This window comes from Hymenobacter armeniacus (assembly GCF_014699055.1).
GTDB lineage: Bacteria > Bacteroidota > Bacteroidia > Cytophagales > Hymenobacteraceae > Hymenobacter > Hymenobacter armeniacus.
The window spans coordinates 462264-477356 of the sequence record NZ_JACXAC010000003.1; the positions used below are offsets into that span (position 1 = coordinate 462264).

General features: G+C 65.3%; 12 protein-coding genes. 9 read left to right on the forward strand and 3 right to left on the reverse strand.

Annotated features, from left to right (window positions below; translation table 11 throughout):
* Positions 1–8: 8 nt before the first annotated feature.
* The 8 genes from IC234_RS10240 to IC234_RS10275 all read left to right on the forward strand — a co-directional run bounded on the left by IC234_RS10240 (position 9) and on the right by IC234_RS10275 (position 11373).
* Positions 9–1496, forward strand: coding sequence for a RagB/SusD family nutrient uptake outer membrane protein (locus IC234_RS10240; RefSeq protein WP_190924142.1), 1488 nt, complete (start codon positions 9–11; stop codon positions 1494–1496).
* A 186-nt stretch (positions 1497–1682) separates the two neighbouring features.
* Positions 1683–3116 carry a glycoside hydrolase family 30 protein gene (locus tag IC234_RS10245; RefSeq protein WP_190924144.1) on the forward strand — a complete coding sequence of 478 codons (1434 nt, stop codon included), beginning with the start codon at positions 1683–1685 and terminating at the stop codon, positions 3114–3116.
* A gap of 44 nt (positions 3117–3160) precedes the next feature.
* A complete protein-coding gene (locus IC234_RS10250) occupies positions 3161–4624 on the forward strand; it encodes a glycoside hydrolase family 30 protein (protein ID WP_223827591.1) in 1464 nt (487 codons plus the stop codon).
* Between the two features lie 23 nt (positions 4625–4647).
* Positions 4648–6159: a carboxylesterase/lipase family protein gene (locus IC234_RS10255; protein ID WP_190924146.1), complete on the forward strand. Its 1512-nt coding sequence runs from the start codon at positions 4648–4650 to the stop codon at positions 6157–6159.
* A 62-nt stretch (positions 6160–6221) separates the two neighbouring features.
* Positions 6222–7667 (forward strand): glycoside hydrolase family 30 protein, encoded by a 1446-nt coding sequence (locus IC234_RS10260; RefSeq protein ID WP_317173358.1) that lies wholly within the window; start codon positions 6222–6224, stop codon positions 7665–7667.
* A 146-nt stretch (positions 7668–7813) separates the two neighbouring features.
* Complete coding sequence (locus IC234_RS10265) at positions 7814–9103, forward strand: glycoside hydrolase family 5 protein (protein ID WP_190924150.1); 1290 nt, start codon at positions 7814–7816, stop codon at positions 9101–9103.
* A gap of 201 nt (positions 9104–9304) precedes the next feature.
* The gene (locus tag IC234_RS10270; protein ID WP_190924152.1) at positions 9305–10360 is read left to right on the forward strand and encodes an alpha/beta hydrolase; all 1056 of its coding nucleotides are present in this window, start codon (positions 9305–9307) and stop codon (positions 10358–10360) included.
* A 68-nt stretch (positions 10361–10428) separates the two neighbouring features.
* Entirely contained in the window at positions 10429–11373 is a 945-nt protein-coding gene (locus IC234_RS10275) for an SGNH/GDSL hydrolase family protein (RefSeq protein ID WP_190924154.1), read from the forward strand.
* 29 nt (positions 11374–11402) lie between these two features.
* Here the strand turns inward: IC234_RS10275 and IC234_RS10280 are convergent, their stop codons facing one another.
* Complete coding sequence (locus IC234_RS10280) at positions 11403–12308, reverse strand: alpha/beta hydrolase (RefSeq protein ID WP_190924156.1); 906 nt, start codon at positions 12306–12308, stop codon at positions 11403–11405.
* A gap of 86 nt (positions 12309–12394) precedes the next feature.
* On the reverse strand, positions 12395–13051 hold the full coding sequence (locus IC234_RS10285) for a pseudouridine synthase (RefSeq protein WP_190924158.1): 657 nt from the start codon (positions 13049–13051) through the stop codon (positions 12395–12397).
* Between the two features lie 207 nt (positions 13052–13258).
* On the opposite strand from IC234_RS10285, the gene IC234_RS10290 reads away from it, so the two are divergent.
* On the forward strand, positions 13259–13915 hold the full coding sequence (locus IC234_RS10290; RefSeq protein ID WP_190924160.1) for a class I SAM-dependent methyltransferase: 657 nt from the start codon (positions 13259–13261) through the stop codon (positions 13913–13915).
* 45 nt (positions 13916–13960) lie between these two features.
* On the opposite strand, the gene IC234_RS10295 is transcribed toward IC234_RS10290, so the two are convergent.
* Positions 13961–15091 carry an MBL fold metallo-hydrolase gene (locus IC234_RS10295; RefSeq protein WP_190924162.1) on the reverse strand — a complete coding sequence of 377 codons (1131 nt, stop codon included), beginning with the start codon at positions 15089–15091 and terminating at the stop codon, positions 13961–13963.
* Positions 15092–15093: the final 2 nt, after the last annotated feature.

Here is a 15093-nt window from a genome sequence, read left to right on the forward strand (position 1 = left end):
GCATTCCCATGAAAAAGCACTTTATCCTCCCGATTTGCGCCCTGCTGCTGCTGGCCGGCTGCGACTTTCTTCAGAAAGAGCCGCTCACCAGCATCACGCCCAACAACTTCTTTACTTCGGCCGACGACGCCGAATCGAGCCTCACGGCCGTGTACGACGCCCTGCAGGGCACCGGGGGCTACGGCCAGGACCTGTACGTGGCCGGCGAGATGCCCTCCGACAACGTGACCAGCATCAACGGCGACGTGAACGCGGTGCAGAACATTGCCTGGACGCCCAACACGAGCCAGGTCAACAACATTTTCCGGCAGATGTACGTCGGGGTGAACCGCGCCAACATCGTGCTCAAGTACGTGCCCAACGTGCCGATGGACACCACCCGGCGCAGCCAGATTCTGGGCGAAGCCCGCTTCGTCCGGGCGTTGTGCTACTTCAACCTGGTGCGGGCCTACGGCGGCGTGCCGCTGCGCCTGCAGCCCACCGAGAGCAGCCAGCCCACCGAAACCAACCTGCCCCGCGCCTCGGCCGATGACGTGTACAACGCGGTGGTGAGCGACTTGCAGCGCGCCGCCATTCAGATGCCCGCCGCCAACCCCAACCGCGCCGGCCGCAACGCGGCCAGCGCCCTGCTGGCCCGCGTGCAGCTCACGCGCCGCAACTGGGCCGCCGCGCAGGCCGCCGCCCAAACGGTAATTGCCCGCAACGTGCCCCTGAACGCCACGTTCAAGTCGCTGTTCCCGGCCGAGAACAAGGGCGCCGAGTCGCTCTTCGAGATTCAATACGCCGGCACGGCCGATGGGGGCAGCATTCTGCCCGACTTGTTGCTGCCGCTGCCTTTTGCAACGTATTCCTTCTCAAAATTCAGCATTCCCAGCGCCGAGCTGATTGCCTTTGCCGACACCGTGAACGACCGCCGCTGGGCCTACAACGGCAACATCAACAGCAACGGCACCTTTGTGGGCCGCGACCACGTGAGCTACCTCGACGCCACCAAAAACCGGGCATCGGGCGCCAACGCCAACGACCGGGGCCCGTTCGTGTTCAAGTGGAGCAGCATCGGCGGCAACTTCAACTCGGCCGACAACAGCTACGTGCTGCGCATGGCCGAAGTATTTCTGGCCTACGCCGAAGCCGCGAACGAACTCAACGGCCCCACCCAGGACGCCCTGGACAAGCTGAACCGCGTGCGCACCCGCGCCGGCCTCACGGCCCTCACCACGGCCTCGCCCCAGGCGGCCAGCAAGCAGGCCCTGCGCAACGAAATTGACCGCCAGCGCCGCCTCGAGCTGGCCTTTGAGGGCGAACGGTGGTGGGACCTGGTGCGCTACGCCCGCCACACGCTGGCCGACGGCTCGGCCTCGCACACCGTCACGGCCCTCGACATCATCTCGCGCCGCCGCGCCGGCGGGGCCCGCGACGCCAACTTCCTGCTGTTTCCCATCCCGCAGGCCGAAATCAACACCAACCCCCAGATTCAGCAGAACCCGGGGTACTAGCCATAGCTGTCGCTCGCGGGGCAGGGGCGGGTGATGGTGGGAACAGTTTTCTGCTTCCTGCCCCGGAGCGACATGCTAGCCGTTGTTGGGTTGTCCGTTGGGGGCGCCGCGTTTCGGCGCGGGCCGCCAACGGACAACAAACGACTTAACCAAGACCGTACCCGTCGACTATCGTACCAGTAACCCATGACATTGCACTACTTATCGCGCTGGGGCGCCACGGCCTTGCTGTCGCTCGCGTTGGTGCCCGGCCACGGCCAGGCCCGCAAAGCGGCGGCCAAGCCCGGCCCCGCCACCAGCGTGGCCTGCTGGCTGAGCACCGCCGACCAGAAGCAGCTCCTGCAACTGCAGCCGGGCAAGCTGGCCTTTGGCACTTCTGCCGCCGCCGGCCCGGTGATTGAAGTGGACGACCGCCAGCGCTTCCAGACCATGGATGGCTTCGGCTACTGCCTCACCGGGGGCAGCGCCGAGCTGCTGCGGGCCATGAGCCCGGCCAAGCGCACCGCGCTGCTGCGCGAACTGTTCGGCACCGCCGCCAACGGCATTGGCGTGAGCTACTTGCGCCTGAGCATCGGGGCGTCCGACCTCGATGCCCAGGTGTTTAGCTACGACGACCTGCCCGCCGGCCAAACTGACCCCACGCTGGCCAAGTTCAGCCTGGCCCCCGACGAGAAGCACCTCATTCCGGTGCTAAAGGAAATTCTGGCCATTAATCCGGCCATCAAGCTCATGGGTTCGCCCTGGAGCCCGCCCACCTGGATGAAAACCAACGGCGAGAGCAAAGGGGGTAGCCTCAAGCCCGAGTTTTATCCCGCCTACGCCCAGTATTTCGTGAAATACCTGCAGGGCATGCAGGCCCAGGGCATTCGCCTCGACGCCATCACGGTGCAGAACGAGCCGCTGCACCCCGGCAACAACCCCAGCCTGCTGATGCTGGCCGAGCAGCAGGCCGAGTTCATCGGCCAGCACCTGGGCCCGGCCCTGAAAGCGGCCAAGCTCGACACCAAAATCATTTGCTACGACCACAACGCCGACAAGCCGGAGTACCCGCTCACGGTGCTGGGCAATGCCACCGCCAACCCCTACGTCGACGGTTCGGCCTTCCACCTCTACGCCGGGCCCATTGAGGCCCTGAGCAAGGTGCACGACGCCTACCCGACCAAGAACCTCTACTTCACCGAGCAGTGGGTGGGCTCGAAAACGGCCTTTGCCGGCAACCTGGGCTGGCACGTGAAGCAGCTCGAAATCGGTGCGCCCCGCAACTGGGCCCGCACCGTGCTGGAGTGGAACCTGGCCGCCGACCCGCAGCAGAACCCCCACACGCCCGGCGGCTGCACCGAGTGCCTGGGCGCCCTCACGCTGGCCGGCGATGCCGTGACGCGCAACGTGGCCTACTACACGGTGGCCCACAGCAGCAAGTTTGTGCCGGCCGGCTCGGTGCGCGTGGGCTCGACGAGCGCGGACGTGCTGCCCAACGTGGCCTACCGCACGCCCACCGGCGGCCACGTGCTGCTGGTGCAAAACGACCAGGCCACGGCCCAAACGTTCAGCGTGCACTACCAGGGCCGCACCGTGCCGGCCACGCTGCCGGCCGGCGCCGTGGCCACCTACGTGTGGTGAGGCTTCCCGCCCGCTGTTTCAAGCCATTCATTCTGCCTTTCCCCATGAATTTCCTTTCCCGCTTCACCTACCTGGCTGCTGTGGCAATGCCGCTGCTGCTGGGCGCCTGCAAGAAAGAGGCGGAGCCCGCCGGGCCCGCCACGCCGCCCACGGGCCCGGTGACGCCCACGGGCCCGTCGCAGGTGGCCGTGTGGCTGACGGCGCCCGACAAAACCGCCCTGCTCTACCGCCAGAAGGTGAGCCTGGTGTTCGGGGCCAGCACCAACAACGACCCCACCATTGTGGTGGACACCACCCAGACCTACCAGACCATGGACGGCTTTGGCTACACCCTGACCGGGGGCAGCGCCTACGTGCTGAGCCAGATGGGGGCCAGCAACCGGGCCTCGCTCATCCGGGAGCTGTTTGCCACCGACAGCAGCAGCATTGGGGTGAGCTACCTGCGCATCAGCATTGGGGCTTCGGACCTGAGCAGCAGCGTATATACCTACGACGACTCCGGCACACCCGACCCCGCGCTGGCCAATTTTAGTCTGGCGCCCGAGCAGGCCTATTTCATCCCGGTGCTGAAGGAGATTCTGGCCGTGAACCCCGGCATCAAAATCCTGGGCTCGCCCTGGACGGCGCCCTCCTGGATGAAGAGCAACAACAGCCCCATCGGCGGCAGCCTGCTGCCGCAGTACTACGACGCCTACGCCCGCTACTTCGTGAAATACGTGCAGGGCATGCAGGCCGCCGGCATTCCCATCGACGCCGTGACGCTGCAAAACGAGCCCCTATACGGCGGCAACAACCCCAGCATGCTGATGACGGGCAGCGAGCAAGCTACCTTCATCAAGAACAACGTGGGGCCGGCGTTCCGGGCCGCGGGCCTGAGCACCAAGATTATTGCCTACGACCACAACCCCGACCAGGCCGGCCTCAGCTTCGTGAGCACCGTGCTGAGCGATGCCGCCGCCAGCGCCTTCGTCGACGGCTCGGCTTTCCACCTCTACGGCGGCTCCATTAATTCGCTGGCCGGTGTGCACGACCAGTTTCCAAGCAAGAACATCTACTTCACCGAGCAGTGGACGCAAGCGCCGGGCACGGCCTCGTTTGGCGGCGACCTGAACTACCACGTGGCCAACCTTGAGATTGGGGCGGTGCGCAACTGGAGCCGCAACGTGCTGGAATGGAACCTGGCCAGCGACCAGAACTACGGCCCCCACACGCCCGGCGGCTGCACCCAGTGCCTGGGCGCCGTCACCATCAACGGCAACAGCGTGACGCGCAACGTGGCCTACTACACGGTGGCCCACAGCAGCAAGTTTGTGCGCCCCGGCTCGGTGCGCGTGGCCACCAACGTGCCCACCAACCTGCCCAACGTGGCCTACAAAACCCCCAACGGCAAGCGCGTGCTGGTGGTGCTGAACTCGGGCAGCTCGCTCCAGAATTTTAATATCCAGTATAAAGGCAAGCTGGTGGGCACCTCGCTCTACGGGGGCTCGGTAGCGACGTACGTATGGTAGGCTGGGCTACGTTGGTGGGGAGAATGACTGGCCTGCGGGGGCTGCTGGCCGCTGCGTGGGTGAGTGTGGCCTCCGCCGGAGTAGCCCGGGTGCCTGCGCCTGCCCCGGCGCCTGTGGTGCAGACGCGGGCGGGCCAGCTGCAGGGCACCCGCGACAGCACCGGGCTGCTGCTGTTTCGGGGCGTGGCCTATGCCGCGCCGCCGGTGGGCGAGGGGCGGTTTCGGCCGGCCCGGCCGGTGCAGCCCTGGGTGGGCGTGCGGCCCGCCACGGCTTTCGGGCCCCGGGCGCCGCAGGGCGGCAGCGCCGGCCCGCAGGGCGACGAAAACTGCCTCACCCTGAACGTGTGGACGCCGTCGCTGCGGGCCGCCCAGCCCAAAGCGGTGGTGGTGTGGGTGCACGGCGGCGCCTTCACCGGCGGCTCGGGCGACGACTTCCCGGGGCAAAATTTTGCCCGCCAGGATAGCCTGGTGGCCGTGAGCATCAACTACCGGCTGGGCAGCTTCGGCTTTCTGCAACTCGGGAGCCTACTGGGCCCGGCCTACCGGCCGGCCGGCAACGCGGGCGTGCTCGACGTGGTGGCGGCCCTGCGTTGGGTGCACGAGAACATTGCGGCCTTCGGCGGCGACCCCGCCCGCGTGACGGTGATGGGCGAATCGGCCGGGGCCAAGCTGGTGAGCGCCGTGCTGGCCACGCCCGCCGCCGACGGCCTTTTTCAGCAGGTGATTTTGGAAAGTGGCGGCACCCAGGCGGTACGCGACACGGCTACGGCCGCCGCGGTGGCCACCCGGCTGCTGGCCGCCCTGGGCCTGCGCCCCGACCAGGCCGCCCAGCTCCTGACGCTGCCCACGGCCACCATCATCCGGGCCCAGCAGCAGCTCACCGACGGGCCCAACGGTTTGCAGCTGTTCGGCCCCGTGCGCGACGGCCGCACCATTCCCGACGAGCCGCTGGCGCACCTGGCGCGCCGGCCCCGCCTGCGCGGGGCGCTGGTGGGTACCAACCGCGACGAAGCCGGCCTGTTCATCGGCCTCTGGCCCAGCCTGAAGCAGCCCAACGCTGAGGTCCTGACGGCCCTGTTCGGAACCAACGGCGCGGCCGTGTGGCGCGCCTACGAGCAGGCCCACCGCCGCCAGCCCACCGACCAGGCCTGGCTGCAAACCACCACCGACTATCTCTACCGCCTGGCCTCGTACCGGCTGGCCGGCACCCTGGCCGCGGCCGGCCAGCCCGTGTGGCTCTACCGCTTCGACTACCGCCCGCCGGGCGGCGCGGGCCCCGTGCACGCCCAGGAGCTGGCCTACGCCTGGAACTCCCTCGGCCCCAAGGCGGCGCAGGCCGGCTCCAGCCGGACGCTGGCGGCCGACATGCACCGGCGCTGGGTCAGCTTCATCAAGACGGGCACGCCGGGCGCGGACTGGCCCGCATATGCGCCCCGGCGGCCGCAAGCCATGCTGTTCGACTCGGTGAGCCGGGCCCGGCCGCTCCCTCCGCCTTACGAAGACAAGCTTTTTCCCAACCAGGCCTTCCGGCTGTAATCTAGCGGTCAGCCAGTTCGCCGGCGGCCCACTCTATCTGTATGCTAAAAACCGTCCTTCCCGTGCTGGCTCTATCCGCCCTTGGGCTGGGTAGCGCTGCCCCGCAAACCCCACCCAAGCCGCCCACCGCTTATTCGGCCGCCGGCCGCAAGGCGCAGGTATTCACCACCGCCCAGGGCACCAGCCAGCGCCTGGCCGCCGGCCCGGCCCTGGCGTTTGCGCCGGCCGGGCAGCCGCTCGAAACCCAGGTGTGCGTGTTCGTTGACCCCGGCCACTCGTTCCAGACCATGCTTGGCATTGGCGGGGCCCTGACCGACGCCTCGGCCGAAACCTACGCCCGCCTGCCCAAGGCCGTGCAGCAGGAGTTTATGCGGGCCTACTACAGCCCCACGGCCGGCATCGGCTACACGCTGGGCCGCACCAGCATCCACAGCACCGACTTTTCGAGCGGCAGCTACACCTACGTGGCCGACAAGGACGAGGCGCTGAAGAGCTTCAGCGTGCAGCACGACCAGCAGTACCGCATTCCGTTCATCAAGCAGGCCACGGCGGCGGCGGGCGGCAAGCTCACCATGTTTGTGAGCCCCTGGAGCCCGCCCGGCTGGATGAAATCCAACGGCGAGATGCTGCACGGCGGCAAGCTGCTGCCCCAATACCGCCAGGCCTGGGCCGACTACTACGTGAAGTTCATTAAGGCCTACGAGCAGCAGGGCATTCCCATCTGGGGCCTGAGTGTGCAGAACGAAGCCATGGCCAACCAGAAGTGGGAGTCGTGCCTGTACACGGCCGAGGAGGAGCGGGATTTCATCAAAGGCTACCTCGGGCCCACGCTGGCCAAGGGCGGGCTGGGCGGCCGCAAGCTCATTGCCTGGGACCACAACCGCGACCAGCTCTACCAGCGCGCCAGCACCATTCTCGACGACCCCGAGGCCGCCAAGTACGTGTGGGGCATCGGCTACCACTGGTACGAAACCTGGACCACCAGCGCCATGCTCTTCGACAACGAGCGCCGCGTGCACGAGTCCTTCCCCAACACCAACCTGATTTTCACGGAGGGCTGCAAGGAGAAGTTCGACTTCGCCAAAATAGATGATTGGAGCCTGGGCGAGAAGTACGGCCACTCGATGATTAACGACTTCAACGCCGGCACCGTGGGCTGGACCGACTGGAACGTGCTGCTCGACGAAACCGGCGGCCCCAACCACGTGGGCAACTTCTGCTTCGCGCCCATCATCGGCGATACCAAGGCCGGTAAGCTACTCTATACCAGCGCGTACTACTACATCGGCCACTTCTCGAAGTTCATCCGCCCCGGCGCCAAGCGCATTGTGAGCAGTTCGAACCGCGACTGGCTGCAAACCACCGCCTTCCGCAACGCCGATGGCAAAGTGGCCGTGGTGGTGATGAACAGCGGCGACAAGCCCCAGGAATTCCAGCTCTGGATAAAAGGGCAGGGAGCCAGCACCACCAGCCCCGCCCACTCCATCGCGACGTATGTGATTGACTAAGTGTGGCCGAACGATGTAGAGACGCGACACTTCGCGTCTCGTCGTTCGCGCCGTCTGGCTGGCGTTCGACGGAAATTGTCCTGCGCGAGTCGTTCAACGGGGAGACGCGAAGTGTCGCGTCTCTACATCGTTCTATTCAAACACGCATGAAAACTTTCTTGCTTTTCTTTCTCACCGCCCTCGCGGGCCAGGCCCAAACCCCCTTGCTCCGCGCCGACGGGCCGAAAATCGTGGATGCCCAGCAGCACGAAGTCCTGCTGCGCGGCATGAACCTCGGCGGCTGGCTGCTGCAGGAAGGCTACATGATGAAGCCCGGCTACGGCGGCACCCAGGGCTCGGTGAAGAAGGTGCTCTACCAGGCTGGCCTGAGCGACGCGGCCGTGGAGAAGTTCTACCAGCAGTACCGCGACAACTTCATTACCAAAGCCGATATTGATTTCATTGCCCAGCAGGGCTTCAACTGCATTCGCCTGCCGCTGCACTACGACCTGTTCCTGACCGAGACGCAGCGCGCGGTGCGCAACGGCGTCATCCGCGGCACGGTGCCGTATGCCGACTACGTGGCCCGGCTGAAGGAATGGCAGCAAAAAGGCGAGCTGTTCCGCGAGCCCCAGAAGCTGGAGGCCATCCGCATCATCGATAAGACGCTGGCCTGGTGCGCTGCCAACAAGCTGTACGTGGTGCTCGACCTGCACGCCGCCCCCGGCGCCCAGGGCACCGATTCCAACATCTCGGATGCGTTGCAGACCAACGACTTCTGGCAGGAGCCCATGTATCAGGACCTCACCAACGGGCTGTGGGCCATGCTGGCCCGGCGCTACAAGAACGACGGCCGCATTGCCATGTACGACATCGTGAACGAGCCCAACCACGTGCCCGGCGGCAACCCGGCCATTCAGAAGATGTTCGAGCGGCTCATCAACACGGTGCGCGCCGAGGGCGACCAGCACCTGCTGCTGCTCGAAGGCAACGGCTACGGCAACAACTACAACGACATCGAGCGCCGGGCCTTCAGCCACCCCGAAAACCTGGTGTACAACGCCCACCGCTACAGCATTCTGCCCAAATACCCGCTCAGCAACGCGCCCGACGCCACCAACCCCGACGCCAACCAGCTCGGCACCATCGGCAACCTGCTGGCCTTCCGCCAGGCCCAGAACGTGCCCGTGTGGGTGGGCGAAACCGGCGAAAACTCGCCCGAATGGATGGGCGAAGCCGCCCGCAACCTCAACGCCGCCGGCATCGGCTGGTGCCAGTGGACCTACAAGCGCTTCAACGACAAGCCCATTGCCGCCCTGCTGCGCATCAAGCCGCCCTATATCGTCGACGTGAAAACTGCCGCCGAGCTGCCGCCGATTCTGGAAAACATCAAGTTCAAAAACTGCCTGCCGAACCCGGACGTCATCGCCGCGCTAAGGGCGGAGCTGAAAAAGTAAATCGAACTAGAAGAAGAGCAAAAGGAACGGTCATGCTGAGCGCAGCCGAAGCATCTCTACCGCAGTAGTAATTCATTCGCTGCAACGGATGGTACTACAAGTATTCGCTGCCCGGTTTGGTGAGGACCAGGCAACGAAGCGGGAGAGATGCTTCGGCTGCGCTCAGCATGACCGTTCTTTAATCGTGCTCGCCATATCCGCATGAAAAACCTGCTGCTCCTTCTGCTGCTGACGCTGCTCAGCAGCACCCGCCTCGCGGCCCAGGCCAGCCCGCCGCCGGCCGGCCGCGTCGTCGTCACCTATCTCGACTCGAAGCTGCTGCGCGGCAACCCCGGCGGCGAAACCCCGCGCCGCCGCGTGAGCGTGTACCTGCCCGCTGGCTACGACGCCGCGCCCGGCCAGCGCTACCCCGTGCTCTACTACCTGCACGGCTTCACCTGGAACGACAGCCTGATTTTCAATAAGGACGGCATGAAAGCCCTGCTCGACCAAGCCATTGCCGAAAAGCAGATTCGGCCGCTCATCGTGGTGGTGCCCAACGAGCAAACCCGCTTCGGCGGCAGCTGGTACGCCAACTCGGCCACCAACGGCCCCTGGGCCGATTTCACCGCCCGCGAGCTGGTAGCCTTCATCGACGGGCAGTTTCGCACCCTGTCGCGGCCCAGCAGCCGGGGCCTGGCGGGCCACTCCATGGGCGGCGGCGGCACCCTGCGGCTGGCGCTGCAATATCCTGGCATCTGGGCCGCTGCCTACGCCCTGAGCCCCGCGCTGGTGGGGCCGCACCCCAGCTACCTGCCCGGCCCGGGCCTGCCCCAGGCTTTGCGGGCCACTGGCCCAGCGGGCCTGCAGGGCAACCACGCGGCCTTCTCGACGGTGTCCGTGTCGCGGGCCTTTTCGCCCAACCCCAAAGCCGTGCCCTTTGGGGCCAACCTGCCCGGCTCGCTGGGTGCCGACAGCCTGACCCGGCGCGATGCCGCGCTGGCGCAGTGGGTGGCGGCCACGCCCACCTACCAGCTGCCCACCCACACGGCGGCCCTGCGCCAGCTGCGCGCCCTGGCCTTCGACTGGGGTGCGCAGGACGAGGTGCGGCACATTCCGCCCACCTGCCGCACGTTCAGCCAGTGGCTCAGCGCCTTCAGTATCCGCCACGCGGCCGAGGAGTACGAGGGCACCCACGGCAGCCGCATCATGGGCCACGATGGGCGGATGTTCCAGCACGTCCTGCCGTTTTTTGATAAGCACTTAGATTTCAACTAACCCCGGTGCGGCGGCCTGCCCGATAGTGGGCCGTCAGCTGGTTTTGCTCCGAATTTCCCCGCCGCCGCATGCGTCTGCTCGCCTTCCTGCTTCCGCTCCTGAGTTTTACCGCGCCCGTTGCCCCGGCCGCCAAGCCGCCCAAAAAGCCCGTTGTCATTCTCTTCGTGGGCAACAGCTACTTCCACAGTGCTAAGCCGCCCATGCTCAACTACAACGCGGCGGCCATTACCGACGAGAACTTCACGCCCGACCGCCGCGGCCAGCGCCAACGCATGTACGTGAACGAGCCCGGCCCCTGGGGCGGCGTGCCCGGCATCTTCAAAAAGCTCACCGACGAAGCCGGCCTCAACTACGAAGTGCACATTGAAGCCATCAGCGGGCAGACGCTGAAGTTTCACTACGACAGCGCCCTGGCCATCATTCAGCAGCCGCGCTGGGACCGCGTTATCATGCACGACCTCAGCACCGGGCCGCTGCCCACGCGCCGCGGCGGCCAGCCCGAACGGTTTCAGGAGTACGCCACCAAGCTGGAACAGGCCATTCACGCCGCCAACCCCGCCGCCCGCGTCTATCTCTACCAGACCTGGGCCGGCGCGGCCCTCAATATCCCGCCCAACTCGCCCTACGCCGGCCTGCCTCTCGACTCGATGACGGCCGACCTGCACGCTGCCTACTACGGCCTCGCCCGTCGCAACGGCCATATTGCAGGCGTGGCTCCGGCCGGCGATGCCTGGCTACGGGCCATTCGCGAAGGCGTGGCCATGCCCAACCCCTACACCCCGGACCCCAACAAAATGGAACTCTGGGAAGCCGACCACCGCCACCCCAGCCGCTGGGGCGCCTACCTCAACGCCTGCGTGGTGTTCGGCGAAATCACGGGCCGCGACCCGCGCCAGTTCGGCCCCACCGAAGAAGCGGCCGCCGCCCTGGGCATCAGCCTCACGCAAGCTGTGGCCCTGCAACGCGTCGCCGCCGAGCAACTGAAAGTGGCGCGCAAGAATAAGGGGCGCTGAGCAGGAATGGGTCCGGGAGATGTGCTTCGCTAGCGCCCCGGCTCCGCCAGAAATGCCCGCGTCAGTTGTTCCCAGTCCGCCGAATAGCGCTTCCAGTACGGCTCGTGGCCCACGCCGGAAAAGTCATGCCGGGCTTTGGGGCCGGCCAGGTTGGCGAAAATGGCGTCGGTTTCGGGGCGGGTCACGCGCGGGTCGGCGGTGCCCCAGAGCAGGAGGGTAGGGGTATGAATCTGGCTGGCGTAGTGCTCAGCGTTGAGGCCATAGGCCCAGAAGCCGTTTTGCACGCCGCCCCAGAACACCAGCAAATCGGCCATCGGGAAGCCGGGTACGTGCATGGATTCGAAGCGGTTGTAGGCCGTTTGGCGCATATTGCCGTAGGGGCACTCCAGAATATTGGCGGTGGGGCGGACACGTAAATCGGCTTCGGCGCGCATGATAGCCACGGCACCCATGCTCACACCATAGAGAATGAGTGCGTGGTGTTTAGTTGTTGCGCTATCGTTGTCATACAACCATGCCACTGAAGCCGCCACGTCATCGGCCTCGCGGTAGCCCACGGTGGTGCGAAAACCGGCCGAGTTGCCGTTGCCGGCTTGGTCCACCAGCAGCACGTTGTAGCCCAGGCGGCGGAAGTGGCCGGCCTCGTGGCTGAGGTGCGACTTGCTGCTGGTATAGCCGTGAAACAGCGCAACAGTGCCGCGCACCTGGCCGGTATCGGGCCGAGCGTACCAGGCTTCGAGGGGGCCGTTGGGACTGGCGATGGTCACGGTTTCGACCAGGAAGTCGGGCTTGGGGCCGTTCTGCGGCTTGGGGTTGCGGATGCCGGTGAGCAGCACCCACAGCTTCCGGCCAGGGCTGAGCTGCTCGGGGTTGGGCGAGTGCACGCCGGGCTCGTTGCTGAAATGCGTGAAGCGCCAGGCATGGAAGAAGGCCACGGCGTTCAGCGCGGCGAAGCCTGCTAGCGAGAGCAGCAGAAGCGGGCGAAGGCGGGCACTTTTTCTCAATGTCGACTGGCGCTGGCTTAGGATTTCAGCGGACGGCGTGGCGTTGGTTGGGGCGCTTTTTCGCCCTTCACAAGCACCTTTCGATTAGCTGGGTTCTTCGTCATCGAGAACTTGGCTTTCAGCTTGCGCGATTCTTCGGGCGTGAGTTCGCGCCATTGGCCGGGGGCCAGTTCGCCTAGTTCCAGCTCGTCGATGCGGGCCCGGATGAGGCGCAGGCAAGGCAGGCCCACGGCCGCGCACATTTTGCGTACCTGCCGGTTCATGCCCTGCGAGATGGTGATGGCCAGCCAGCTGGTCGGGATGTTGGCCCGGAAGCGAATGGGAGTGCTGCGCTCCCACAATTCGGCGGGCTCTGCGATGATGCTGGCCTGCGCGGGGGCGGTAAGGCCTTCCTTTATCTGCACGCCGCGCCGCAGCTTCGCCAACGCTTCTTCCGAAACGGTGCCTTCCACCTGCGCCCAGTAGGTTTTCGGAACTTTGAATTTGGGGTCGCTCAGGCGGTGTTGCAGGGCTTTGTCGTCGGTGAGCAGGAGCAGGCCTTCGCTGTCGAAATCGAGCCGGCCCACGGGGTACACGTCGGGCACGGGCACAAAGTCCTTGAGCGTGGCGCGGCCGTGCTCGTCGGTGAACTGGGTGAGGACTTCGTAGGGCTTGTTGACGAGGATGTAGCGCATGAAAAAACCAAAAGAATTAAGCTAGCCCAGGCCGGGATGTACAAGTCTACGCGCGAACAAGCCGTGCCGAACAACTGGCTGAACCAAAGATTTTAGGCCTGCTGAATGGCACTGAGGCGTGCAACAGCAGAAGGAGCGAGAAAGCCAATGTCTCTGAATTAAGCTTACTATTGTGACAGTATCCATTTGGACCTCGCCGATGAAACCATGAATTACGGACGTATCTATCAGTACCGGTTTCAAAGCACCAACGAAACCAAAAAAAAGGTGGTCTGGACGGCGCTTGCCACGTGGCTCTACCACGGCTACCTCAATCGGCCCGGCCGCGTGCTCGACCTCGCCGGGGGCCTGTGCGAATTCATCAACGCCATTCCCGCGGCCGAAAAGTGGACCATCGATTTGTCCGAAGCCTTCATTCGCGAGCACGCGGACCCCGGCGTACACGTGCTGGTGGGCAATAACCTGGAAGTGGAGATACCCGAAAATTATTTTGACGGCATCTTCGTCTCAAACTTTCTGGAGCACCTCGAAACCCAGAAAGAAGTGGCCATTTTTCTGGAGCGCATGTACGCCAGCCTGAAAAAAGGCGGGCGCATTGTGGTCATGGGGCCCAATTTTAAGCACACCTACAAAGAATACTTCGACTTTGCCGACCACACCGTGGTGCTAACTGACCTGGGCGTGGCGGAGCATTTGCACGGTGCCGGCTTCACCGTCCTCAAGAGCATCGGCCGGTTTTTTCCGCTTTCCTTTCGCAGCGGCAGTTTCCTGCCCGTGACACCCCTGACGGTGAAAACGTACCTGCACACCCCCCTGGCTTGGCGGGTGATGGGCAAGCAATTTTTGGTGGTGGCCGAGAAATAATTCAGCGGGCTTCACCGCACTTGCAGCAGCTATTGGAGTCCCGCGCTACTTCTCCCACCACCGCTGCTGCGGCAGCGCAGCGCCCAACGTAACTGGCTCGCCCAGGTGCGGCGTGGTGATGACCTGGCCTAGGCGGGCGGCCTCGGCCGTGGCCCGGGTCACGGGCTCATTCCAGGCGTGGAGGCTCTCGGTGAAAGCGCCCCAGTGCACGGGCAGCATCACGGCGGCGCGCACGTCGCGGGCGGCCTGCACGCTCTGCTCGGGCTTCATGTGAATGTCGGCCCAGCTTTCGTTGTATTGCCCGCACTCCACCACGGCCAGGTCGAAGGGCCCGTATTGCTGGCCGATGGCGGCAAAGTGCGGCCCATACCCACCGTCGCCGGTGTAAAACACGCGCTTGGTGGGCGCCTGCACCACCCAGGAGCACCACATGGTGGAGTTGCGGTTGGTGAGGCCGCGGCCCGAAAAGTGGCGGCTGGGCGTGCAATGCAGCAGCAGCCCGGGCAGGGTGGCCTGGTCGCCCCAGTTCATTTCGGTGATGCGCTCGCGGGGCACGCCCCAGGCCCGCAGGTGCGCCCCAATGCCCAGCGGCACGTAAAATTGCCCCACCTTGTCCTTGATTTTCTCGATGGTCCGGAAGTCGAGGTGGTCGTAGTGGTCGTGCGAAATGAGCACGGCGGCGATGTAAGGCAGCTTTTCGGGGGTGATGACCAGCTCGCGGTTGTAGCGGTTGGGCGTGGCCCAGCTCACGGGGCCCATTTCCACGCTCAGCATGGGGTCGAGCAGGATGTTCTGGCCCGCGATTTCGAGCAGGCTGGCCGAGTGGCCAAACCAGGTGATGCGCACCACGTCGGGCGTTTTGCGCACGATGGCCAGCGAATCGAGGGGCCGCATCGGCAGCGGGCCAGGCGGCGCGGCCTGGGGCGACTTATGAAACAGGAATTTCCACAACACCGAAGGCATGCTGCCACCGGTCATTTCCCGCGTCGGAATCAGGTTCACAAATTCACCTTTCTTCTCGTCGTAATGGCCTGATTTCGCAAACGCTTGCTTTTCCAGCCGCGTGGGCGTGCCGCCCAGCTGCGGGCTGAAGTTGGTGAAGGCTACCACGCCAATGAGCAGGGTGCCGAGAATGCCGCCGGTCGTCACAAGAAATTTCTTTACTAATTCACGCATAG

What these genes read in the sequence shown, in the direction of transcription:
- IC234_RS10295 (WP_190924162.1), bottom strand. Translation starts at nt 15,091, where the DNA reads ATGCGTGAATTAGTAAAGAAATTTCTTGTGACGACCGGCGGCATTCTC.
- IC234_RS10290 (WP_190924160.1), top strand. Translation starts at nt 13,259, where the DNA reads ATGAATTACGGACGTATCTATCAGTACCGGTTTCAAAGCACCAACGAA.
- IC234_RS10285 (WP_190924158.1), bottom strand. Translation starts at nt 13,051, where the DNA reads ATGCGCTACATCCTCGTCAACAAGCCCTACGAAGTCCTCACCCAGTTC.
- IC234_RS10275 (WP_190924154.1), top strand. Translation starts at nt 10,429, where the DNA reads ATGCGTCTGCTCGCCTTCCTGCTTCCGCTCCTGAGTTTTACCGCGCCC.
- IC234_RS10270 (WP_190924152.1), top strand. Translation starts at nt 9,305, where the DNA reads ATGAAAAACCTGCTGCTCCTTCTGCTGCTGACGCTGCTCAGCAGCACC.
- IC234_RS10255 (WP_190924146.1), top strand. Translation starts at nt 4,648, where the DNA reads ATGACTGGCCTGCGGGGGCTGCTGGCCGCTGCGTGGGTGAGTGTGGCC.
- IC234_RS10240 (WP_190924142.1), top strand. Translation starts at nt 9, where the DNA reads ATGAAAAAGCACTTTATCCTCCCGATTTGCGCCCTGCTGCTGCTGGCC.
- IC234_RS10245 (WP_190924144.1), top strand. Translation starts at nt 1,683, where the DNA reads ATGACATTGCACTACTTATCGCGCTGGGGCGCCACGGCCTTGCTGTCG.
- IC234_RS10265 (WP_190924150.1), top strand. Translation starts at nt 7,814, where the DNA reads ATGAAAACTTTCTTGCTTTTCTTTCTCACCGCCCTCGCGGGCCAGGCC.
- IC234_RS10250 (WP_223827591.1), top strand. Translation starts at nt 3,161, where the DNA reads ATGAATTTCCTTTCCCGCTTCACCTACCTGGCTGCTGTGGCAATGCCG.